This is a genomic window from Pseudomonas lurida, from assembly GCF_002563895.1.
In the GTDB taxonomy this organism is placed as follows: domain Bacteria; phylum Pseudomonadota; class Gammaproteobacteria; order Pseudomonadales; family Pseudomonadaceae; genus Aquipseudomonas; species Aquipseudomonas lurida.
In genome coordinates this window covers 844,593-867,321 of sequence record NZ_PDJB01000001.1, presented here as the reverse complement: position 1 = coordinate 867,321, position 22,729 = coordinate 844,593, and the positions used below count along the sequence as shown (strand labels likewise).

20 protein-coding genes and 1 tRNA gene are annotated in these 22,729 nt (G+C 54.3%); 9 read left to right on the top strand and 12 right to left on the bottom strand.

The features are described from left to right. Nucleotide 1: 1 nt before the first annotated feature. From sctR to ATH90_RS03760, 8 genes are read right to left on the bottom strand one after another with little or no spacing between them, the layout of a single operon-like run. Entirely contained in the window at nt 2-655 is a 654-nt protein-coding gene (gene sctR, locus ATH90_RS03795) for a type III secretion system export apparatus subunit SctR (protein ID WP_034101994.1), read from the bottom strand. After that, nucleotides 652-1,665 carry a FliM/FliN family flagellar motor switch protein gene (locus tag ATH90_RS03790; RefSeq protein ID WP_098465740.1) on the bottom strand — a complete coding sequence of 338 codons (1,014 nt, stop codon included), beginning with the start codon at nt 1,663-1,665 and terminating at the stop codon, nt 652-654. The genes sctR and ATH90_RS03790 overlap by 4 nt, the downstream gene beginning before the upstream one ends. After that, complete coding sequence (locus ATH90_RS03785) at nt 1,662-2,120, bottom strand: type III secretion system HrpP C-terminal domain-containing protein (protein ID WP_098465739.1); 459 nt, start codon at nt 2,118-2,120, stop codon at nt 1,662-1,664. Before ATH90_RS03785 ends, ATH90_RS03790 begins: the two co-directional genes overlap by 4 nt. Further along, nucleotides 2,117-2,545 (bottom strand): type III secretion system stalk subunit SctO, encoded by a 429-nt coding sequence (gene sctO / locus ATH90_RS03780; protein WP_034101987.1) that lies wholly within the window; start codon nt 2,543-2,545, stop codon nt 2,117-2,119. The genes ATH90_RS03785 and sctO overlap by 4 nt, the downstream gene beginning before the upstream one ends. After that, nucleotides 2,532-3,890 (bottom strand): FliI/YscN family ATPase, encoded by a 1,359-nt coding sequence (locus tag ATH90_RS03775; protein WP_034102483.1) that lies wholly within the window; start codon nt 3,888-3,890, stop codon nt 2,532-2,534. The genes sctO and ATH90_RS03775 overlap by 14 nt, the downstream gene beginning before the upstream one ends. Beyond that, nucleotides 3,887-4,786 (bottom strand): FHA domain-containing protein, encoded by a 900-nt coding sequence (locus ATH90_RS03770; protein ID WP_098467641.1) that lies wholly within the window; start codon nt 4,784-4,786, stop codon nt 3,887-3,889. The genes ATH90_RS03775 and ATH90_RS03770 overlap by 4 nt, the downstream gene beginning before the upstream one ends. A gap of 34 nt (nt 4,787-4,820) precedes the next feature. Continuing rightward, nucleotides 4,821-6,914, bottom strand: coding sequence for a type III secretion system export apparatus subunit SctV (gene sctV, locus ATH90_RS03765; RefSeq protein ID WP_069021634.1), 2,094 nt, complete (start codon nt 6,912-6,914; stop codon nt 4,821-4,823). Next, nucleotides 6,911-7,975: an HrpJ domain-containing protein gene (locus ATH90_RS03760; protein ID WP_098465738.1), complete on the bottom strand. Its 1,065-nt coding sequence runs from the start codon at nt 7,973-7,975 to the stop codon at nt 6,911-6,913. Before ATH90_RS03760 ends, sctV begins: the two co-directional genes overlap by 4 nt. 263 nt (nt 7,976-8,238) lie before the next feature. Here ATH90_RS03760 and ATH90_RS03755 point away from each other — a divergent pair, with 263 nt between their 5' ends. From ATH90_RS03755 to ATH90_RS03715, 9 genes are all read left to right on the top strand, one after another. After that, the gene (locus ATH90_RS03755; protein ID WP_034101981.1) at nt 8,239-8,790 is read left to right on the top strand and encodes an RNA polymerase sigma factor; all 552 of its coding nucleotides are present in this window, start codon (nt 8,239-8,241) and stop codon (nt 8,788-8,790) included. A 191-nt stretch (nt 8,791-8,981) separates the two neighbouring features. Continuing rightward, nucleotides 8,982-9,058 (top strand) — tRNA-Met (locus tag ATH90_RS03750). Between the two features lie 166 nt (nt 9,059-9,224). Further along, a complete protein-coding gene (locus ATH90_RS03745; RefSeq protein ID WP_098465737.1) occupies nt 9,225-10,466 on the top strand; it encodes a tyrosine-type recombinase/integrase in 1,242 nt (413 codons plus the stop codon). Between the two features lie 555 nt (nt 10,467-11,021). Next, entirely contained in the window at nt 11,022-11,339 is a 318-nt protein-coding gene (locus tag ATH90_RS03740; RefSeq protein WP_098465736.1) for a helix-turn-helix transcriptional regulator, read from the top strand. After that, nucleotides 11,336-11,641 carry a hypothetical protein gene (locus ATH90_RS03735; RefSeq protein WP_098465735.1) on the top strand — a complete coding sequence of 102 codons (306 nt, stop codon included), beginning with the start codon at nt 11,336-11,338 and terminating at the stop codon, nt 11,639-11,641. Before ATH90_RS03740 ends, ATH90_RS03735 begins: the two co-directional genes overlap by 4 nt. 530 nt (nt 11,642-12,171) lie before the next feature. Beyond that, entirely contained in the window at nt 12,172-12,456 is a 285-nt protein-coding gene (locus tag ATH90_RS03730; RefSeq protein WP_017846196.1) for a hypothetical protein, read from the top strand. Beyond that, nucleotides 12,453-12,725, top strand: coding sequence for a DUF3077 domain-containing protein (locus ATH90_RS03725; RefSeq protein WP_098465734.1), 273 nt, complete (start codon nt 12,453-12,455; stop codon nt 12,723-12,725). Before ATH90_RS03730 ends, ATH90_RS03725 begins: the two co-directional genes overlap by 4 nt. Beyond that, complete coding sequence (locus tag ATH90_RS03720) at nt 12,722-15,610, top strand: DUF927 domain-containing protein (protein ID WP_098465733.1); 2,889 nt, start codon at nt 12,722-12,724, stop codon at nt 15,608-15,610. The genes ATH90_RS03725 and ATH90_RS03720 overlap by 4 nt, the downstream gene beginning before the upstream one ends. A gap of 91 nt (nt 15,611-15,701) precedes the next feature. Continuing rightward, on the top strand, nt 15,702-16,559 hold the full coding sequence (locus tag ATH90_RS03715) for a hypothetical protein (protein ID WP_098465732.1): 858 nt from the start codon (nt 15,702-15,704) through the stop codon (nt 16,557-16,559). A gap of 140 nt (nt 16,560-16,699) precedes the next feature. Here ATH90_RS03715 and ATH90_RS03710 read toward each other — a convergent pair whose 3' ends face one another. The 4 genes from ATH90_RS03710 to ATH90_RS03700 are packed head-to-tail and all read right to left on the bottom strand — an operon-like array spanning nt 16,700 to nt 22,678. Then, nucleotides 16,700-19,822: an AAA family ATPase gene (locus ATH90_RS03710; protein ID WP_098465731.1), complete on the bottom strand. Its 3,123-nt coding sequence runs from the start codon at nt 19,820-19,822 to the stop codon at nt 16,700-16,702. Further along, nucleotides 19,819-20,352, bottom strand: a complete 534-nt coding sequence (locus ATH90_RS03705) for an ABC-three component system middle component 1 (RefSeq protein WP_098465730.1) — start codon at nt 20,350-20,352, stop codon at nt 19,819-19,821. Before ATH90_RS03705 ends, ATH90_RS03710 begins: the two co-directional genes overlap by 4 nt. After that, a complete protein-coding gene (locus tag ATH90_RS28960; RefSeq protein WP_141537457.1) occupies nt 20,336-21,622 on the bottom strand; it encodes an ABC-three component system protein in 1,287 nt (428 codons plus the stop codon). The genes ATH90_RS03705 and ATH90_RS28960 overlap by 17 nt, the downstream gene beginning before the upstream one ends. After that, nucleotides 21,623-22,678, bottom strand: coding sequence for a ComEC/Rec2 family competence protein (locus tag ATH90_RS03700; protein ID WP_098465729.1), 1,056 nt, complete (start codon nt 22,676-22,678; stop codon nt 21,623-21,625). Between the last annotated feature and the right edge of the window lie 51 nt (nt 22,679-22,729).

Below are 22,729 nucleotides of genomic sequence, written 5' to 3'. Positions count from 1 at the left end.
CTCAGAGATAGGAAAGGAACAGGCTGTCGAGCAACCGCGACCAGCCGGACACCATCACGAACAACAGCAGTTTGAGCGGCAGGGAAATGGTCATCGGCGAGACCATTTGCATGCCCAGCGCCAGCAGCAAGTTGGAGACAATCAGGTCGATGACGATGAAAGGGATGTAGATCAGAAAGCCGATCTCAAACCCCGCTTGCAGTTGCGATAGCACAAACGCCGGGATCAGCAGTATCAAGTCTTCGCGCTGCACTTCCCGCGCCATTTGCGCGGGCCACAGGCGTGCGGTGTTCTCTAGCAGGTGCGTGAGCACATCCGGATCAATGTTGCGCAGCATGAAGGCGCGCAACGGTTTGATGGCTTCGTTGCCCGATTGCAGGAGCGCTTGCACGTTGCTCATGTCCAGAGGCGAGGCGTTGACGCTCTCGGCGATTTCGTACCCCACCGGTGCCATGATAAAGAGCGTGGCCGCAAGCGCGATGCCATTGATGGCCATGCTCGGCGGCACCTGCTGCACACCGATAGCGTTACGCGTGATCATCAGCACAATCACGATTTTCAGGAACGCCGTGCAGACGATCAACAGCATGGGCATCAATGATAATGCCGCCAGAAAGACCGCCAGGACCAAGGGGTCCAACCCCTGGAGTATCATTGGCCGAACATCACGCGGGACAGTTGCAACCCCAGGCGCCCATCGACTTCCACCAACTGTCCCTGGCCAATCGGTCGGTCGCCGTAATAGAGACCTGCCATGCCCGGCGCGTAACCGGCAATGCCCAGCACCGCGCCGGGCGCAAGGTTGCGCAACTCGCCCAGGGTAAGGTTCAAGGTGCCGCAGCGTACGTTCAACGCCATCATCAGCTCATCGAATGGCTCATGGCCGAATACGTCCACTACAGGTTCATCGCCCTCGTCTCCAGCGTGGTGGGGGGCTATGAAATCTTCGTCCACAGAGGTTTCCTCGATTGAAGTAAGGGTCAGGCACAGCGGCCCGCTGTCATCGTCAATGCACCCATGCAATCGCTGAGTGCCAACCTGTACGTAGCCGCTGCCCTGGGCAAGAAAGAACGTCTGTTCAAGCACCAGCACATCTCCCGCGCGCAGGCTGCGTGCCTGCGCGATCGGCAAGCGCAAACGCCCAAGGGTCACCGCAATCGACAACCGGAATGATGCCGTCATCGGCCCGGCAATCGCCCGCCACGGCCCGGCATCGCACAGCGCCAAGAAGCTCTCGGGGGCCAGCCACACATACCCCTCCACCCGTGTTTTGCCCAGGGCCACACTGAGTCGGCAGCCAAACGCCTTGGGCGGGTCGATGCCCAGCAAGCGCACATAGCCCAACAGCGACCTCACCTGCGGGCTCAGGTGAAGCTGGAACAATGCCCAGAACCAGGAATCCGGATCGTTACCGCACGGGGCCAACGCGACCGGGCACTCGCCCAACAGGCTGAGCAACGGCCCGGCTTCGGCGAGCGCCAGCACACCGCACGCGGTTTCGACGCATACCGCTTCGCCACCTGCTGGCGCACGTCCAGGTTCGAGCCGCAACTGGCCGCGCTGCCCAGCCACCTGGAACGCCAGGCACAGGCCACGCCCCAATCGACGTCGCGCCGCCACCGTGACGCCCTTGACCAACGGCAACGTCAGCAACGGCACTATCATGCGCAACCGACAGAGGGCAGACACAGGCTGACCGGCTGCCCGAGCGTGTCCGCGAGCCGGCCCTCACACTGTTGCCGCATGCCGCTGAGCCAGCGCGCCGTCGACTCCTCTTGCGCCTCCAGATCGATACTCCAGGCCCCCTGTTCGCGGCGCACGCTCGCATTGATCCGCCCCAGGCGGGGCAAGTACAGGACGGCATTGAGCGGCCACTGCGAAGCGGCCTGCAGACGCGGCGCCAGTTGGTCGACGAGCGCCTCGATCATGGCGGCACCGTCCGCCGTCTTCGTTGCCACCCCGCCGCCCCGCGCGCCTGCCACGTCATCGTCAGCAGCCCAGAACTGAGCAAACAACCGCGTCAACTCTGCGGGCACCGCGCCTGCCATTCCCGGCTCTCGTTCTTCTCGCGCTTCGTGCAGGCGTGGACGTTCTGCCGGTTTATCTGAAACCTGGGTCATGTCGGCTCCTGCGTCAGTAAAAGGGATAACTCTTGAAGTTTTTCCACCTGCCGCAGGCATTCAGTCACCTGCTTCTGGGCACTGCCGACACGGGTTCTCGTCTCTTGCTGCTGGCCTTGCAACGTCTCCAATTGGCCCATGCCTCGCCGGGTATTGGCAGACAAGGTGCGCTCCTGCGCGCCCCAGGATTTCAAGGCCTGCAGCGTCAGCACCTGCCCCTGGTGCTGGTCGAGCAACTGGGCGCTTTGCAGCGCCTCTTCCTGTCGGATTTGCTCAAGTGCATCCTGAGCCTCGCGGATATGGGCAAGCAGCGCCTGCTGCGCCCGCTTCGCTTCACGCAGGGCGCGCTCAGCCCGGTCCGCTCGATGTCGACGTAGCCGTCGCAGCGTTTCCACTTCACCGAGCAGCTCGTCAGAAGGGGACATAGGCGGTCAGCTCCTTGAGTTGCGCCAGCGTGACCGCCATCGGTGAAGGCTCACGCAAGTCCTGGCGCAAGAAACGATCGACAGCCTGGCGACTGTCCACTGCCAGGTCAGTCAAGGCATCGCTTCCCGGCTGGTATTCGCCCAACTTGAGCATCAGCTCGATCTGCTGATAGGCCGACAGCAGGCGTCGCAACGCCGTACCCGCCTGGATATCCGCGGGCTCGGCAACGTTGCCCAGGATCCGCGACAGGCTCGCCAGTACGTCCACCGCAGGGTAGTGCCCACGCTCGGCCAACTTGCGGGACAGCACGATATGGCCGTCGAGCAACGAGCGAACTTCATCAGCCACCGGGTCGTTCATGGAGTCCTGCTCGATCAACACGGTATAGATCGCGGTGATCACGCCTTCACGGGTCAACCCCGCGCGCTCCACCAGCCGCGGCAGCAGGCTGTAAACCGAGGGCGGCAGACCACCGCGACCAAGGGGTTCGCCGGCGGCCAGGCCGATTTCGCGCTGCGCCCTGGCAAAGCGGGTCAGGGAGTCGATCAACAACAACACGCGCAGTCCCTTGCGCCGATAACCTTCCGCCAATGCCGTCGCCGTAAATGCCGCTCGCGCCCGCTCCATGCTCGAACGGTCGGACGTGGCACACACCAGAACCGCCTTGGCGCGCAGTTGCTCGTCGAGTTCATGATCGAGGAATTCGCGCAGCTCCCGGCCCCGTTCGCCGATCAGGCCGAACACGATGACGTCACACTCCACGTTACGGGCGATCTCGGCCAGCAGGGTGGTCTTGCCGCACCCTGCCCCGGCAAACAGGCCCACGCGCTGGCCTTCACCCAGCGTCAGCAGGCCATCGATCGAACGTACCCCGGTGGCCAATGCACGGCTGATCCGTGGCCGTTCGGTGGGCAACGGCGCCTCACACAACACTGCACTGGTCTCTGGCAAGTCGGCCTCGACGAACGCACTGGGGCCTTCTCCCGTGATCGGTCGCCCGAAACCATCCAGTACTTGGCCCAGCAATGCCTCGCTGACCTGCACCCGATGCGACACCCCCAGGCGCTCCACGCCGGCGCCCACCTGCACGCCTTCCAGGTTGCCCAGCGCACTGAGCACCGCGTCCTGCTGATCGAAGCCGATGATCTCGGCGAGCATGTAGTCGCCGGGTTTTTTCTCGACCTGGCACAAATCACCGATACGCGCCTGGGGCAGCCGACACTGCAGCAACATGCCATTTACACGCTGGATGCGACCTCGCATCGTCACAGGCGCGAAGGTGGCCAGCGACTGGGCCTGGCGCTGCTGCCAGGCGTCGAGACGCGCTTGCAACTGCGGGTTCACCACCGCACCTCATAACGCTGTACGCCATCGAAAACCACCTTGCTGTTGTCGATCAGCACCAGGCGCAGGCCGTCCAGTTCATCGCCGACAAAAAGCCGCCGGCCCTCCTCCAGGACCACATGGCCATTGGGCCCACCCACGATCTGCACAATCTTGAACGGCAAGGTTCCATCACGCGCACGCACACGGCTGATGACGGGCACCGCGCTGTCGAATTGCTCGCCAAAACGGCTGAGCATGCGTGCCACCAGCTCTACATCCTCCTGCGAGACGTCCCCACTGAGCGCGACCTGCCCATTGATCACCTGCAAATCAATGCGTGGGCTCAACTCACGTTCGCTGAGCATCTTCAACAACTGTTGGCGCACTTCAAACGGCGAGGCCAGTTCCAGTTTGTGCACCACCGGCGGCATCAGGGACGCCTGGGCTTCAGGCTCTCCAGTGGAGACCATGCCCACGCCGATGAAGACGACCGTTACGACCAGCACCAGGGTCAACAGGCGCTTTTGCTGCGAATGCGAGAGGGTCGATAACTTAAGCATCTGCGCCGGCTCATCGGTCTGTGGCGACGCAGTCGGAACGGGGGCAGGCGCCTGCGGCCACGGCTCATCGGCCAAGGTGACGCACAGCCGAACGCCGCCTACCGAAAACGCCATGTTCGGTGCCAGGTAAGCGATTTGTGCCAACACCTGACCATCCGCCCCCTGCAACAGCCCCGCTTCGGCCTGCACCGACCAGTTCGAGTCGATGAGCCGCAGCCGGGCATGCTGCTGGGCGATGCCCGGATCGCTGAGCACCAGGTCTGCATCGGCGTGGGCGCCGATGCTCCAGTGCTCCCCGAACAAGGGCAGTGCCGCGCCCTGATGCTGTCCATCCAGCACACGCAGCTCGAACATCATCGAGCCCACCGTGCGGGACATCGCCACGCCGTCATGCCGCCGCACCCCGCATCAACTCATCCTGGCCCAAGTCAAAGCGCCCCAGCACCTTGACCTTGGAGGTACTGCCCAGCTCGGCAAAGGACAGCACCGGTACATGGTTGAATTCCTCCAGCAACAACGTGCGCAGGGGGCTACGCAAGTCCTGGGCAACGAGCATCACGCTTTTGCGTTTGGGCCGTACGGAAAAGGCTTGATTGAGCAGGTTGACCAACCCCGCGCTGTGTTCGTCGTCGAGTGCGAAGAACACCCCGGTCTGGGTCTGGCGCAACCCTTCACGCAAGACGTTTTCGGTCTGCGGCGATAGCAACCAGGCATGCAGGCCGTCGGCTTCGCTGTACTGATGGTAGATCTGTGCCTTAAGCGCAATGCGTGCGTAATCGGCCAGCGCATCCGGTTCACGCTCATGCTGACCGTATTCGATCAGCGACTCGACAATCAGCCGCACCGCGCGCAACGGCACGCCCTCGCCGGCCAGCCGCTGCAACACCGCCGAAAACCGCGACAGCGGCATGATCCGCTGCAGTTCCTGAACCAATTCCGGCTGGTTGTGCTCCAGCCAACTGAGGATCGATTTGCTCTCCTGGATCCCCAGGAACTGCGGCCCGCTGAGCATCATGGCCTGCTTCATGCGCTCAACGATCAGGCTCGACGCGGTAAAGCGCTCCAACTGCGGGTCATCCAGCAGCGGATCATCGGGCGCCAACCAAAGCCAAGCCTGCTCATCGCGCTCTGCCAGCCCCGGCATGGCGTGCGCAGGTTCAACCGCCAGAGCTTTGCGTTCAACCGCCACCCGGCTGACAACCGACGCCTTGACCATCGGCACCTCATGCACACAAAAGCGCATTTCGTCGGCGGCCAGCGAGTCATCGAGCTCCACTTCGAACGGTGGTAGTGTCAGGCCGATATTGGCGACCAACGCATTTCGGGCCTGGCGAATGGCGTGAATAAGATCCGTCACCTCAGGCGTTCCTCGCAGTACCGGGGAGAACTGCAACAGGTAGGGCCTTGACGGATCAAACCCACGCAGGTCCTCACGGCCGTTCTCTTCGGGACGCACTGCTTCAGCCGCTTCAGCTGCGGGCTGTTCCTGCCGTTGGCGCTGGCGCACCAGGTAATACCCCAGGGAGCCGGTGATCAGCGCTATCAGGATAAACACGCCGGTGGGCATGCCGGGTACCGCCGCAAAGGCGAGCATGCCCACCGAAGCGATCATCCAACTCTTGGGTTCACTGGTCATCTGCCGGGCAATTTCGGTGCCCATGTTCGTGATGCCCTTGCGCCCGTCCGGTGCAACACGGGTGATGATCATGCCGGCGGTGAGGGAGATCAGCAGTGCCGGAATCTGTGCAATCAGGCCGTCGCCGATGGTCAATACCGAGTACAGCGCCATTGAATCGGCAGCGCTCAAACCGTGCTGGAACATGCCCGTGGAGAACCCGCCCAGCAGGTTCACCACGACGATGATCAAACCGGCGATGGCATCGCCCTTGACGAACTTCATCGCGCCGTCCATGGCCCCGAACAATTGACTCTCACGGGACAATTGCTCGCGCTTGTCCCGTGCCTGCATGCCGTCGATCAAGCCGGCACGCAAGTCACTGTCGATGGACATCTGCTTGCCGGGCATCGCATCCAGGCTGAAACGCGCCGCCACCTCAGCCACCCGCTCCGACCCCTTGGTGATCACGAGGAAGTTGACCAGGGTCAGGATCAGGAAGATCACCATCCCCACGGCCAGGTTGCCGCCGACCACAAAATTGCCGAAAGCCTCGACGATATCACCCGCGTCCTGCTCCAGCAGGATCAAGCGCGTCGTCGCAATCGACAGTGCCAGGCGGAACATGGTGGTCAGCAACAGGATCGAGGGGAACGAAGAGAACGCCAAGGGGCCCGGCAGGTAGAGCGCCAATACGATCAACAGGCACGAGATGCAGATGTTGATTGCGATCAGAATGTCCACCAGCCAAGTGGGCAGCGGCACGATGAAGATGAACACGATGGCCATCACCACCACGGCGCCCAGCACTTCAGCGCGCTGCGCGACCTTGAGCAAAATGCGGTTGATGGCCGACAGCGCAGTCACGCCACGGCCCCCGGCTCACCGGGAAAACGTGCAGGGCTACGTGTCACTCTGTCCAGCTCCCCCATCACCGCCAGGAAGCCACGCAGGGTTTCTTCACGCACTCGGCCATCGAGCCATAGCGCCAATGGCAGTTGCTGGACCAAAGGGTAAAGCGCATTCAGGGCCAACAATTGCTGGGCGTTGGAACCACCCAGCAAATCAGCCCCGAACCGCAGGATTTCAGCAGCAGTGATACCGCTGCCAGCGAAGCCCAAAAGACGCTGCAACAGGGCGACCGCGTCATGATCGACGCCCAGGCGTTGACGTAGCGTGTGACACCCCGCCAGCACCCCACCCAACTGCCCACAGCTTTGCAGCCCCAGCAACAAGGTGCGCAACAGAGGTGTTGGCATTGACGACACCTTGGCCGCGATGTCGTCCGCCAACGCCTTTCGCATCACCTTGAGCCCGTCAGCAAACCGTTCGCCGCCGTACACGCCCAGCAGCGCCTGCATCATCGACGCCAACGATTGACGCGTAACCACGCTGGCATAGTAGAGCGAACGCAGCGCCTGGCGCTCCTGTGGGTCGACACTGGCCGCCTGCAACGCCACGGCGATGTTGAGGCCCGCCTGGATCTCCCCTTTGAAGCGGACCTCCAGCTTGGCAAGGGCATCACGCGCCAGGGCTGCTTCGGAGGGGCGCACCTCACTGTCGGCCTGGGCCGCCACATACTTGAGCACCACGAACGCGCGTGCGGGGTCCCCGCCAGTGAGTTCCAGCAATTTGTCGACATGGGGTTGCTGCAGCAATTGCCATCGCACGCGACGTGAAATGCTCGCCAGGCTTGCCTGGGCGGGATGACCCAGTTGGTCATAAAACTGCGCCAGCTGTTCGGATGGGAGCACGCGCACGCCAATCTTCCTCTCGCTCAGCGTGCGACTGTTGAGTTCCACTTCCTGGTTGAACAGATGAGCGAGCTCGTCCATTCCCTTGACGGGTGCCTGAAAGGAGGTCTGGCTGATAACAGGCTGGTCCGGCTGCTGGACCTTGTGCACATCGTGGGAGGATTCGACTTTCATGGACAGGCCTGAACAGGAAGAGTGTTTCCCTGTGTGGCAATGCCAGCCCTTGCGGTTCCATCGATAAACGCTTGCACGGCAAATTTGAAAAGACTTGCACGCGCCTTCAAGGCGCTATGCAAGTCGCTGCACAAAACTGCATCAATACAAGATATTTATATATATAAATCAATAGGTTAATAGAAATTTTTCTTTGGCACAGCCAGTGCAAACGGGCTTCCCGTCGACACTCTTTCGACTGCGTCTACACCAAGGAAAAAATCATGAATATCCCTATTGAAGCTTTAGCGCACCTGGTTGGCAGCTCGCCTCAATTCATGCTTCACCTGACAGACGATCAGCAAAAAAAACTTCGGCGCTTCATTCACAAGCGCGTACTCAACCCGGAAGACGCAGACGATCTGCTGCAATTGACGTACCTGGAAGCCTGGCGAAACCGCGAGCGTTTCAGCGGCAATGCCAGCCTTACGACGTGGATGTGCGGTATCGCGCAGAACCTGATACGCAATCACTTCCGGCGCCTGTACGCCAAACCCGTGCATTGCGAATTCGATGAGTCGCTGTGGCATGGCCAGGAAGACACCCACAACCTGGATTGGGAGTTTGAGGTCAACCGACGCCTGGAAAAGACCCTGAGCGCCATTGACCTCCTGCCGATGGAAATGCGCAAGACGCTGTACGCCTCATTGGAAACCGACGGTAGTTACCAGGACACGGCCGACGCCCTGGCGATTCCTATCGGCACCGTTCGCTCTCGCCTGTCACGGGCACGCGAGCAGCTTAAACGCGCCACTCACAATTCGACGTATCCTTAAAGTCAGGCCCCGCGTTGGGCGGCAGGGATATCTGCCCGACGCGATCAGACTTTCCGGGGGCTCGGCAGCGTGAATCGCGAACCACTCGTCGCCCGATCCGCTGATTTCGCTTAAACAGTTGAAAGCGTAGATAAAAATTCAAAATAAATACTTGACGCATTCCCGTTCTACGCGAATAATGCGCGCCACTTGGCTACATAGCTCAGTTGGTTAGAGCATAGCATTCATAATGCTGGGGTCCGGGGTTCAAGTCCCTGTGTAGCCACCAAGTACCGATCCATAGATGTCTACAGCAGTCTATGAATCACCTCAAGAAGCCCGCCTAGTGCGGGCTTTCTTGTTTCTGGCTGTCCACCTCTATCTACCCCTATCCTTCCCCTCCGTGTATGCCCACGTGTATGCTTCATAAATAATTGAACTGAAGGCATACAAGGATGAAACGCACCGATATCAAGCGGCGCCCTCTCGCTGACACTACACTTTCCAGCCTGGAGCCTGAGGCCGGGGCATACCGCGAACTAGACAGCCCAGGGTTGTATTTCAGGGTCAAGCCGAACGGCCAAAAGTCCTGGGAGTTACGCTACAAGAAGCCAGACGGCAAATGGTCATGGCTTGGTCTTGGCGGCTACCCGGAAGTAGGCGGCGCTTTCGCTCGACAGAAAGCGGCTGATCTACGCTCAGACGCATCGGAAGGTAAGAACCCAATCACCTCCAAGAAAGCCCGCCAAGCCGCCGAGATCGATGCGGCCAACGACACCTTTGAAGCATTGGCAAGGGAGTGGCACACGTCTCGCCTGAGCGGCTGGGATGCTGGTACGGCCAAAAGAATACTCGGCGCACTCGAACGTCATGTATTCCCCTCGCTCGGTAAACGCCCCTACACCTCTATCATGTCGATGGAGTGGATGGAGCTATTGAGAGGGCTTGAACGTCAGGGGATTCTGGAGCAGATGAGCCGTGTGAGGGCTTACTGCAAAGATATATATGACCTGGCTCGCGTGACCGGCAGAGCCGTCAACAACCCGTTGGAAGGCGTGCATAAATTTCTGTCCTCGGGAAAAGCAGAGAACTACGCCCACGTCTCCCCTGAGGAGCTTCCGGGGTTACTTCGAGCGATACGCTCCTACCCCCACGCCAAAGATGTTCAGCTCGGCCTGAGGCTGTTGACCCTGATGGCTGTACGCCCCAGCGAACTCCGAGAAGCACAATGGGTAGAGTTCGATTTCGACAAGAAGCTGTGGACCGTACCAGTCGAGCGCAAGGGTCGTAAGAAAGGTCGTGAGCACCTGGTACCACTTTGCACTCAAGCAATCGAAGCACTATTGGAACTTCGGCAATTCACCGGCGCTTACCCACTCCTATTTCCCGGTAGAAGCGATCGCACTAAACCTCGCAGCGATACCGTATTCCTAATGGCACTCAGACGCCTTGGTTACGAGGGCCGCCAGACCGGCCATGGCTTCCGCCATATCGCCAGCACGATCCTTAACGAGCACGGATATCCAGCTGACCATATCGAGGCCCAACTTAGCCACAAGTCACAAGGTGTTCGAGGGATTTACAACAAGGCTCAGTACCTTGAGCAACGCACACAGATGATGCAGTGGTACGCCGATCATCTCGATTCCCTAGAGGCCGGGAATGTAGTGCAAGGTCAATTTGGGAAAGCCGTGTGAGAGCACTTACCCTGCCCCCCCTCTGAATCCGGTGTAACGCGTGTTACTCGTGTAACGCCACTCGCCAAGTGCCCGGATTCATTGGCTTTAACGCCCGTTACACAGTTGAGCGACATAGCGTACATCCGATGTAACGCTGGCCCAACGTGTAACGCAAAAGTCAGCGCTCAGGTGCTGCGGGCAGGCGTTTTTCGCCCGAGCCTACCAAGCGACCTTCGCTGGCTCCGCCCTTCAAGCGCAGGGCGTGGGACTTTCGGTTACACAGTGCCTGAGACACTTGGCAATGACTGATCGCCAAACCGTATTGCATTCGGCTAAGCAGCGGCCTGCTCAAATCTCTCTCAGCGCAACCGCTCTATGATCTCTGCCGTGGACAGGTCGCTGACGCCTGCCACCTGATCGACCAGTGCTAGCTGCGCAATTACTAAACCGCCGCGTTCACCCTGCGTTGCCCCCATATTGAATACACATTGATCGGTCTAGGGGAAAAGTGGTTTTCTTCGTCTAGATAAATGTATAGATAGATACCCCTGTATCCATAACCAGGGGTTATCCATGAAAGACCATACCCGCAAGTACGCAAATCCCACCGAAATCCGCTCTTACGAAACGAGCGATCTGAACGCCAAGCGAACCAGTCATCCTGCTGCAGATCCTTCAGCGATTCTGATCCGTATGCCGGAAGTAATGGGCATAGTCGGGTTAGCACGTCCAACGATTTACAAACTTATGCAGCAAGCGGATAGCGGCTTCCCACTTCCAGTAAAACTAAGCGGTAGTAGCGCACGTAGCGCTCCCGTCGCATGGGTACTGGCTGAAGTTTTAGATTGGACGCGTGCACGAATCGCAGCTCGAGACAGGGTGGCGGCATGAAAAATCGAGCCGCTAACAACGCCATTTTGCAGCCCTTTTCCGTACTCAGAACAGTCGGATTCTCATCACGCGGTATGCAGCGTTTTGAACGTTACCGCACAGAGCAAAAACGCCTGAACCGGGACGTGATGGTAATGCGATGGAGAGATGGCATCTGGTGCGCATTGTCAGTTCCCTGCCAAGCCCCTCAAGCAATCATCGTCGACGAAGGCCAACAAATCGATGCCTACGAGGCTGCGCGCGCGTGCCTCGAAGACGACCTGTTGCCCTTTGTCTCCCTGCGCTGGGACATCCATGCCTGAAACGAAAACGCCCCCGGCGGCAACCGGAGGCGTTGAGGTAAATCTACATGCCAGATCAATTTATGCCGCATCGAAAAAATCCGCAAGTAATCTGCATAGTTGCACTTTCAAAAAGCGGGCGTTACTCTCTGGTCGTCGCTGCAAAATCAGCGACCGGGTTTGACGGCCCGTTCAGACATTGGCGCACAGGCGCCCCCATCACGATTGCAGGCGCTTTTTTTGTGCCTGCACATCCTGTTTATGGCGGCTGTGCGCGGGATACCTTCGGGTATGCCGGGTTCCTTTGTCCCCGGTCCGTCAACCTGCGTACAGCTGCCACCCTAATTCGTTTGACGGCGAACCGTGGCAGCTCCCCAGACAAAGGAGTTTCGCCCAATGCACGCCACCAATCCGTCCAAAATTCGCGCCGCCGCTCACCGAGCTATGGCTCTCGCCGCTTTACACGCCAACTCCAGCCTCGCTACACGTCTCTCCCGATACAACGCCCATATGTCCAAGGCTCGCGCCCTGGAAGCCGTGGGAGGTGCTCAATGAGCATGCTCCCAGGCTTTGCACTGCCCGAGGATCTGCTCTGCGTCAGTCAAGACGCCGAAGCCGGTCTGCCTATCGACGCCATCACCTGTGCGCTCGACCGTGCCGATTCAGTTCTCATGCTGTTGGAAGATCACTTAGACGGCGATAAACCTCTGCTTTCCAACCGCGTGCTGTCGTCCGTTATTTGGGACGTGCGTGGCACCTTGGGCTTGATCAAAACACTCACCATGTACGGTGATGCCTCCTCTGTGCCGATGGGCCAGAAAGGCGGTGCTCTGTGAACCACTACAGCACGCTTGGACGCTCCGAGTTTTCCCCTGCCAACGGTAACGGCCAAAACCTGTTTCGAGTGAATGCCGGTATCCCGCTGGAAGACGCACTTGAAGCCGTCTCCCAGATTCTGCACCACGCCAATCAACTGATCCTCGACGCCGCCATCAGCGATGCGGGCGAGCGTTTTAGTTGGCCTGCGTTCTACCTCGGCGAGATGGCTAAGGCGCTAATCGACGACGTGAACGAGGCGTTGCTTGAATCGAGGGGCGCCCTATGACTCAACGCACCGGCGACACCTCAAAACGCCCCAGCTTTGCCGACGTAAAAAGCGTTGCCCTGAAGCACATCGACCGTGTGCTTGCGCACTGGCTGCCGAACGGCAAACGCGTCGATGGCGGCAAGGAATACACCGCACCGAACCCCACGCGCACAGACAAACGTGCGGGCTCACTCAAGGTCAATTTGAGCAAAGGCACCTGGGCGGATTTCGCCACCGGCGATAAGGGCGGCGACCTGATCGACCTGGTGCGTTACATCGACGGCGGCACGGACGTTGAGGCCTGCAAAAAGCTGGCGGATCTGCTCAGCGTTTCCGCAGGATCTGCAACCACCAAAAGCGCACCGGCGAAGAGCGCAACGCCGGAGTGGATCGCAATTCAGCCGATCCCGGCCGAGGCCACGAGCAAGTGCCCTGCCAAACACCGGCAACACGGAGTTCCGTCCAAGGTTTGGATCTATCGCGATGCACAGGGCCAACCGGTCATGGCGCTGTATCGCTTCGACTTGGGCACAGATGAAGACGGCAAACCGCGAAAGGTTTTTGCGCCGTTGACCTGGTGCAAACGCTCCGATGGGCAAACCACACAATGGCGCTGGCAAGGCTTGCCGGAGCCAAGGCCATTGCTGCGCCTGGATGAGCTGGCAAAGCGGGCCGACGCGCCTGTGGTGTTGTGTGAAGGCGAAAAGGCCGCTGATGCCGCTGCTGAACTCATGCCCGACCACGTAGCCACCTGCTGGCCGAACGGCTCTAACTCTTGGCACAAGGCCGATCTGACGCCACTCAAAGGGCGAAGCGTTGTGCTGTGGCCGGATAACGATGCCAGCGGCAAGGCCTGCATGGACGCCATTGAGCTCAAGGTGACTGAGCTGGGCGCCGCTTCGGTGCAACGAATCTCGCTCGATGTGTTCAAGCTCAAGCCCAGCAGCAAAGGCGGAAACTCCACGCTCATCAAGGGTGGAAAATGGGCAGACGGCGACGATGCAGCAGACGCATTAGCCAAAGGCTGGACCGCTGCCCACGTCGCCGAGCTGGTGCGCAGCGGTGAGTTTTTCGGCACTGTTGCTGAGCCCACTGAGCCTCAAGAACCGAAGGCCAAGGCGCCCGCCAAACGCCCCGCGAAATCGAAAAATGATCTGTTGCCGGGCGGCTTTCGGCTGACTCCTGACGGGGTGTTTTATTCCGGCGATGATGGCGAGGCGCGCCCCGTCTGTTCGCCTCTCGAAATCATCGCTCGCACTCGCGACGACAAGGGCCACAACTGGGGCTTGTTGGTTGAGTTCGATGACCCGGACGGCGCTAAAAAACGTTGGAACATTCCAGCCCGAACCATGACCGGCGACTTCGGCAAGGACGTACTCGGTCCACTGGTAGATATGGGTTTGCGCCTTGCAGGAAGTCGATCTGGACGTAACGCACGCAATGATCTGCAGAGTTATCTCGGCGGCTTCGACAGCGCCCAGCGCGCACGCTTGGTAACGCGCTTGGGCTGGCACGACAAGGCGTTTCTATTGCCCGAACAACAGATTGGCTCGCACGCCGAACACCTGCATTTTTATGAGGCCGGTGCGCAGTTGCCACCGATCAGCGAGGCGGGCTCTCTGGACCAGTGGCAACAGCAAATCGGCGCGCTGTGCGTTGGCAACCACCGCTTGGCATTTGTCGTCTCTGTGGCCTTTGCAGGCCCGCTGTTGAACCTGCTCGGGCATGAATCAGGCGGCTTCCACCTGTATGGCGACAGCTCCGGTGGCAAGACCACTCACCTACAAGTCGCCGCCTCGGTTTATGGCGGGCCACGCCTAGTGCGTTCATGGCGCTCGACAGACAACGCCCTGGAGTCCATCGCAGCCGCTCACTCAGACGGCCTACTGGTGCTCGATGAAATTGGCATGTGTGACCCACGCATTATTGGCGAGACGGTCTACATGCTCGGCAACGGCACCGGTAAGGCCCGAGCGAATGATCGAGGACAAGCGGGCCGACAGGTGCAGGAGTGGCGCTTGCTGTTTCTCTCGACCGGCGAGAAGACATTGGCGCAGCACATGGCGGATGCAAACAAGGAGCTGAAAGCGGGCATGGAAGTGCGCATGCTTGCGGTACCAGCAGATGCCAGCAAGGGGCTAGGCATGTTCGATGTGCTGAACGGTTTTGAGGACGCTGCCGCCCTCTCCGATGCGCTCAAGGCCCGTGTCGCCAAATACTACGGCACACCGCTTACCGCCTTCCTGCACGCACTGTGTGCTCCTGGGGAAATGCTCAGATGGACGGTGATCGTTCGCCGCACGGTGGAACAGTTCATCACCCAAAACCTGCCCGCCTCGGCCAGTGGTCAAGCCCAGCGTGCTGCCCTTCGCTTCGGCCTCGCCGCAGCGGCCGGAGAATTAGCCACCGCCTTCGGAGTCACCGGCTGGCCGGACGGCACAGCCACGACCGCTGCACGTGTGTGTCTGCATGCGTGGCTAGCCGAGCGTGGCGGCGCCGGAAATTTCGAGGGCGATGCGATTTTGGCGCGACTGAGACAAGTCATCGAGCGCTTTGGAGAAAGCCGCTTTACCCGCTGGGAGTCTGCCGCCGCCAAGATCGATGAACACGGCCCACGCACGATTGATCGGCTGGGCTTTCGCAAGACGATGGAACACGGCATGGGCGATGCCCTGCACACCACCAACACCTACTACGTGCTGCCGGAAGCATGGCGCTCCGAAATCTTCCGAGGCATGAACCTGAGTGCGGTTAACAAAGAGCTCCTGCGACGAGGCGTTTTAGAGCCTGGAAAGGATGGCAAAGCTTCAACCGCAGTGCGACTACCGGGGCTGGGCTTGCAGCGCTGCTATGTAGTTGTGGCAGTGCCAGAACAAGGTGATCACGGCGCCCAGGCGGCGTAATAACGGCCGCTCCATGAGGAATTCAGGCTCACCTTGGCCTGGCCCGCCAACGAGAAAAAACCAATCAACCTTTCGCCTTTGGGAACGCAACATGAACCAGCTAAAACAGCAACAAGCCGCCTTGATTCAAGAACTGGAAACACTGGAAGAAAGCCTGCCACAACTGGAGGCCGAATGGCGCAATGCACCAAGCGGATTCAGTGCGAATGGCAACGTAATTGGAAGCCCTGAAAGCCGCGAGGCTATGGAAAAATTATCAAGCGTCGAAGCCCGCATAGATGCAATTCCCGGTGAGCTGGCATCAATTGATCGAAAAATTCAGCACCTTGAACGACTGCAAAAAATTGATCAGATCAAAGCTGACGCTATTCACGCGATGACCGATGCAGCCGCTGAAGTAGAAGCGTTGGAGCGGAAAAAAACGCACCTGAACGAACGGTTTCAGACAATTCAATCAGAAGCCGATCAAGCCCTGGAAAAGGCGCAACAAGCCGAGCGCGATGCTGCAACGTCCTACGCCAAAAGCCTGGCAAGAGGTGATACGGAGGGGGAAAAATCAGCAAGCGGCGAAATGCAAAAGGCCGCTAAGCAACTGGCAACAACGGACGAGCAGGTCAGAAGGCAAGACCTGATCCTCGGAGCTCTCCAAGTCGAGCTTGATACTCTTGATGATCAAATCACGAATGCCCGCCAACGTGCAGATGAAGCTAAGACCACGGTATTGAACGCGGTCGGATTTACCTTGAACGAGGAATGGAACGCTGCGACCGAGCAACTGCTCGCTGTAGGCTCTCGCATCCTTGCCGTCAGCTACCTAAAGGGCGGGATGGGCGATGCGTTGTCCGGCCTGGAAATACCTCGCTTCGGTCCCTTCCATTCGAGCCTTAATCGTTCCGACCTATCGGCGGCGGCCCGCGAGATTCTCCTATCGGATTTACTCGCAGCATAACCTCAAAGCAGCCCGCACTCGCGGGCTGTTTTTTGAACTATTGAGCCACATAGTTGAGCTTAGGTTACTCAATCGACAAAATTGCTCCCACCTAAAACCACCATCGTTACTTAGGTGTATTCATCCAATCGCCTGAAATACTAATCCGTTGCCACGACACCAAAAGTAGTCAGTCGCAAAAATTTAGAATCGCAAATGTCAGATGGCACTTTCTTTTTCAGAAGCTGAAAAAAGTTTTCATCGTGGGTCGACACGATTATCTGCTTATTGAAATTCACCGAAATATTTCTCAACAAATCTATAGTAGATAATATATTGATTGAATCCATTGAGTGAATCGGATCATCTATCAATATGACGTCCAATGAGTTCCCTGCACTATCTTCCACTTGTAACGCTCGAGCCAGAAAAATACTCAAACTGAGAATATTTAATTGAGCGGCGCTAAAATACAAATTCGGCGAAATTGTATTACCGATTTCGTCCGATATCACGACATGTAGTTTTGGCTTTTCTGTCAAACTAAATAAACACTTAAAATCGACTTTCTTAAACGAAGGATGCGGGTCAATTTTTCTATAAATCTTGTTAATTAGTGTGGTATCGAAAAAGGCATCAATCTGACTTTCGAGTACGCTAAGAATGCTAGAAAGCTCAGTGCCTAGTCGCGTATCCAGCGCGATATGCTTCTCAAGCTCAGCTTCAACTGAAGTAAGCTCTGCTGATATAGAGAGATGCTCCACATATGGAGAAACGGCATTCAATTGATCAGTCAATAACTTATAAAGCTGTATGATCTTGCTAGAGCTTTCAAGTAATTCTCCTAGCTTAGCAAGCGCTTCATCTATAACGACTTCTACAGAGCTTTCTTGAGCTGAAAATTCAAAGCCGAGCGTATTTGACAGCTCACGCATAAATGGAAGGATGATTTCATCGATGGCCGAAAGCTGTGACTCAACATCATCTTTACGTTGATTTAACGCATCTAACCCAATCCAACTACCTTCTTCCGCCATCGCTTTCTGAAGTGCGCTAGCCTCCTGCCTCATCGCTTCAAGGGTCGCGAGACTGGCCTCCCTCTCGACTAAATTTTGTTCGAGTTGCGCTTGAATATAACGAAGACCTTGCTCACCTTCCTCTTGGCCGTTTCGCTGTAAAAATAATGATATTTCGAGAAAATCTGGCTGTTGTTCAATAGCTTGTTCCCTACCGAGACATTCAAGTATCTGTTTGTCTGCTACAGCTATTCTTTGCTCATTAGCTTTTATAACACCAACCAACCTTACAAGCTCGAGTTCAAATCCCTCCTGAGTTTTTACTAAATCATCAATTTCTTGAAGAATCCTAGATGTAAGACTTAAATGATCCAAGCCTAGTACCAAATCAGATTTTTGACTTAAATAGTTCCTTATAATTGCGACCTGAGCATTAGCAGTATTTAGAGCGCGCCCTTCCTTTTCCAGCCCCCCTTGAATGAGACGCTGCTCGTTCTGTAACTTATAAATTTTTTGGGATCTGATTGTGGCTAAACTTTTAAGCACAGCCTCAATCTGATCCGCTGTATCTCTTTTCTGCTGATTAATCGATTCAATTAATAGCGAGTTTTTGAGCAATATATCCGACGCAAAATCGTTCTTTGCTACAGCCCCCTTAAGATCCTCATAAGTATCAAACTTTGAAAGGCAAAGAGGGCAGTTGTTTGACTCATGTGCTCCGACGCACTCTAAGCCAAGAGCTACAAGACGCTGAATAGCACTTGATTGGATCGCTAATGCTTCTTGAGTAGCTCTTAGACTGCTTTCTTGGAGCGTAAATATATCGTTGCTAGCATTTAAATATTCTAAAGCCTGGAGCGTTTCTGGATTTATTTCAAGCAGCGCTAAATCTGGCGATGAGGCGACATCTACATTTATTTCTAAACCTTGCACTCTCAGCAGAGTGCCATTTATATTATTAATCACGGCACTATCCAGAGAGATGGCCGACGTCGCTCTTTTTACTTCTGTCTCCCACTGCGATAAAAGAGCTTTATTTGTTGCGATTTCAACATAGATATTACTAGCCGCTCCTTCCAGTGCTCGCCAAGCCGCTATGGCGTCAACCGTATTTCTTATGCCATCTTCAGTACTATTTTTTTTCTGTATATCATTTTGAAGCGCTGACCAGACTTTACCTTTCTCACTCTCTAATTCCGCTCGCGTTTCACGCGACTTTTTATGCTCACCACTTAAGTTCAAATAAAGATCAAAACGAGACAAGATAGAGTTTATTTCTGCTATCTTCTGATTCACCAACTCACAATCAGCACTCTCAATCTGAAAGGCGCTATATAGATTACCATAGACACCCGCATCTGCTATTCCCTTATTTATTAAAGCAATCGACTGACTCAATGTATTTTTTTGCAATATAGCGCGTTCATACTCAGGAATAGCATTGAGCTTCTTATTTAACGCTTCAATACTCGCCATTATTGCAAGCGAGTTTAGCTCTAGTTGGTGCGTCCTAGTAACTGCGCCAGATAGTATCTGATGCTCTTTAATACTGCTAAAATCATAAGTTACATCCTCTACTCTTTCACCCAAAGCTCGCAGTTCTTGCGCTGTATTATTATATGAACCAAAAATACTTTCGTCAGTTTCTTGCAGAAGCTTTGTTTTGAAAACCTCACGCTGCGCAACCAGTCTATCGACTAAAAGTTTATTATCGTGCTTGACGGCAAATATTTCCCGTCTACTTTTTTCGGCATTTCCGCCAAAATGCTCCATAAACTCATAATATCTATCTTCAGGTTTTATTTCCCGCAGAAAGCCATCGATAGCATCCTGAGAAAGAAATATCCGTCTATAGATCTTCGCATCATCAGTGCTGCTGTCATCATTCATCCTCGCGTCTCTAGAATTAGATCTGACCGTGTTCAGACCACGCGAGAAGTTCTCTGCTGTGGTTTCAACAACAACAGATGTCCGCACCTTTGAAGGAGCATCTTTATTACGCCAAATATATTGAGGAACACCATCAACTTTAGTCGCCCTAGCTTCAACATCATTATATTTTCTATGTGGCTCCCGAATATAACGCTCAATATTATTAGTCATTGCCCATTCTACGGCATCATAAAATGAGCTCTTCCCAAATCCATTGGGGGCATAAATAGATACAAAATTAGCAATTTTCTCTCCAGGTAATGTGAAGTCGAAAGTACCATCTTTTTTATACAAATAAGCGCGGAACGCTTCAATCTCTACTCTTTTGATTTTCATAGCGATCCCTGCTCACTTATTAAATTAGCAATCAGTTCGGCGCGTTGTTGTTTCGCCACATCGGTGGCATCTACCAACACTCCAGAAATCTGTTTAGCAAGCACCGAAGAATAAGACTCTAGCAACTGATCATCCACAATACTTAACTCAAGGTCATGCCCCAGCAGCAAGTCATTTAATTCTTTCAATGCTTCATCGCTATCTGGCTTGCAATCATTAGCAACTATAAGCTTTCTAACAGAATATTTATCATTCTCAATAATGTATTTGTCCGCAATAGAAACAACCTCGGGACAAAAAAACACAAGATATATATTCCATTTTGCCAGTGCCCCTTCCGGCTGATACCTCGCAGACAAAACACTTTGTATATCTCGCCAGTAAGTCACCACACTCGAACTGTCACGACACCAGCAGGCGATACAACTGATAAAAGAGACAGTATCTGTCATGAAGAGGCGAAACTCAAACGACGGAAACTCGTCTATTAAAAAATCCAAGGGGAAATTCTGGTTACTTGATAAATACATTATGGTTATCCCTGAATAATTTTATAAGATCTCTTTTTCGAGATTTTGCGTATTCCGGCTCGTCGGAAATAACACACTCATAATGTAAACCGCATAGATTTAGGAGATTTAATCCAGAAACACTACCTGCTTTTCCTAGGTCAATCCTGCTTTCTCTCATTTCTGAGGGCACTATCGATATATCAGGTACGATAAAGGAAATTTCTTTTTTTGTAGGTCTAGCTGTGTGAGTTACATGGTTTGTTCGAATAACAACTGTTCCATCTTCGCCTAACAGCTCATCCGCAATATCGATTATTGCTTGCAGATGGCGCACCCAATTATCGCCATTACGAGAGTAAATAAAGCGCCTGCTTTTTTCGAGATTTTTTATATACTCGCCATCAATACTGGCCACATCATCAATTATTGAACAAATAATCAAAAACTCAAAAAAAGAAAACCACAAATCCATATCATAAAGTGACTGATTCGACTCCCCAGTCAATAAGAGTTGACGACCATATTCTGCCAATAGCTTTTCAGGCGTTGGTAATCCGCCTGCTACCAAGGCAGAGGCGAAAGCAGCTAAATTAACTTTAAGATTTTTGAAACTCTCAGGTTTAACAGCTTCTGTGTACTGGAAGGTATATTTAATTGTCTGCGAGAAACATTCAAAATAACTGGGGATAAGCGGTGCTAACTTATTTTCCTCCACGATTTCATCGAAGCACTTAAAATTAAGACATCTAACGATACTATACTGCTGTTGCTCAGCCTCCCCATCCATCCGATACTCTATTCCAATAAGATATATCTCATCATTTTTGATTAGATATACTCCTCCACCGGAATACCCATCGACTATATTTTTATTCGGTAAATTTTCTGCAGTGAACGTGAACCCTTCCCTATCTACAGAAGAGATCTTTCCATTCATTAAACTACAACGCTCTCGCATAACATCTGCGTATCGACTAAGTGTTGGAAACCCAGCCAAGGTGGACTCAGCATTATGTTGCAAATATTCATCATGGTATCGCGTAGGGGTTAAGCCTGCTATTAGTTTAATTTTTATAATTGCACAGTCGCGACCTTTATCCTTGTGTGGATATATTTCCAAATAAGGTAACAAAATACCATCAAGGTCATAAATTTCGACTTTCTGACCTTCAACGTTGTGCTTAGCAGTCAGCACGTATGAATACTCAGTAGACATAGGGCGAATGAGCACACCACTTCCCTCGTTAACCCTAACAGAGTAAGACTTCATTCTTTCATGAATAGTCATTTACAGTTCGATCGCTGTAGGATTTACAAAAAACCGAGCTTTATAGCTGTCAGCCTCTACAGGTAAAACGACAGACTTAATTACAGACTCGTAATTTGCATATATTATATTGGCTGGATTGTGAGAAAATATTCTAGCGAGTGTTATTTTATCTGGGTGATTGAAGTGAGCGCCATCTGTTGAAACTATAAATACCCTAGTATCTATTAAATCCAACAGCTCAGGACTTGTATTATGCTTACTACCGTGATGAGAAATCTTAACAAACTCAGCCTTAATTGGATTTTCTTTGGTATACCCTAATTCCCTAAGACTATCTGTAAGTACTTCTGCATATGCATCACCAAAAAACAGCATTTTCTTATTATCTGCTTCCAATATGAACGCAATCGAACTTCCGTTGGCTATAGAAGAATCACCGACAAACACATCATCGATTAGCAAGTCTTTAAATAGAAACTTGTGATCCGTTTCCTTGCGTGATGTGTTAGGCGAATACTCCTCCCTTGGCCAAATGCATAGAAGCTTTTCTAGGTTCTTTATACTCGGGGATAAGATTGTAATCTTAAAAGGCCCCTCTTGGTAGACGTCGCCTGCTTTAATTAGGCTTGGATGATGGACATTAAGATCGCGAAGTAGTAACTCAAGGGTCTTCGCCTGAGCGATACTAGTATTCGGATTACTATCGAAAACACCCTTAATTTCATTTTCGACAATTTCGGGATGATCAAAATAATCAGTTATGTATTTTGAGGTATTGAACCAAACCTTCTTTGCAAGTGCTGGAAGGTAATCCCGAACCTTAAAAGCTCCGATAAGTCCTTCTATATGGTCGCCGTCTACATGCGTCAATATAGCCAAATCGACAACAGATCCAGACTTAATAACTTCGTCTAAAACATTTTTTAGAGCGTTACCACCAGGTCTTCTTGCGACACTAAAAGTGGATGCGGGTCCCCCGTCAATCAAAAGATTGAATATTTTGTTTTCGTACCGATGTGAGACGAGAATTGAGTCTCCGTGACCCGCTTTAAGCACTTTGACGAAGATTGGCATACGTCCTCCCTATATTTTCAGATGTTTCCCTACGCCAGCGCCACCATTATG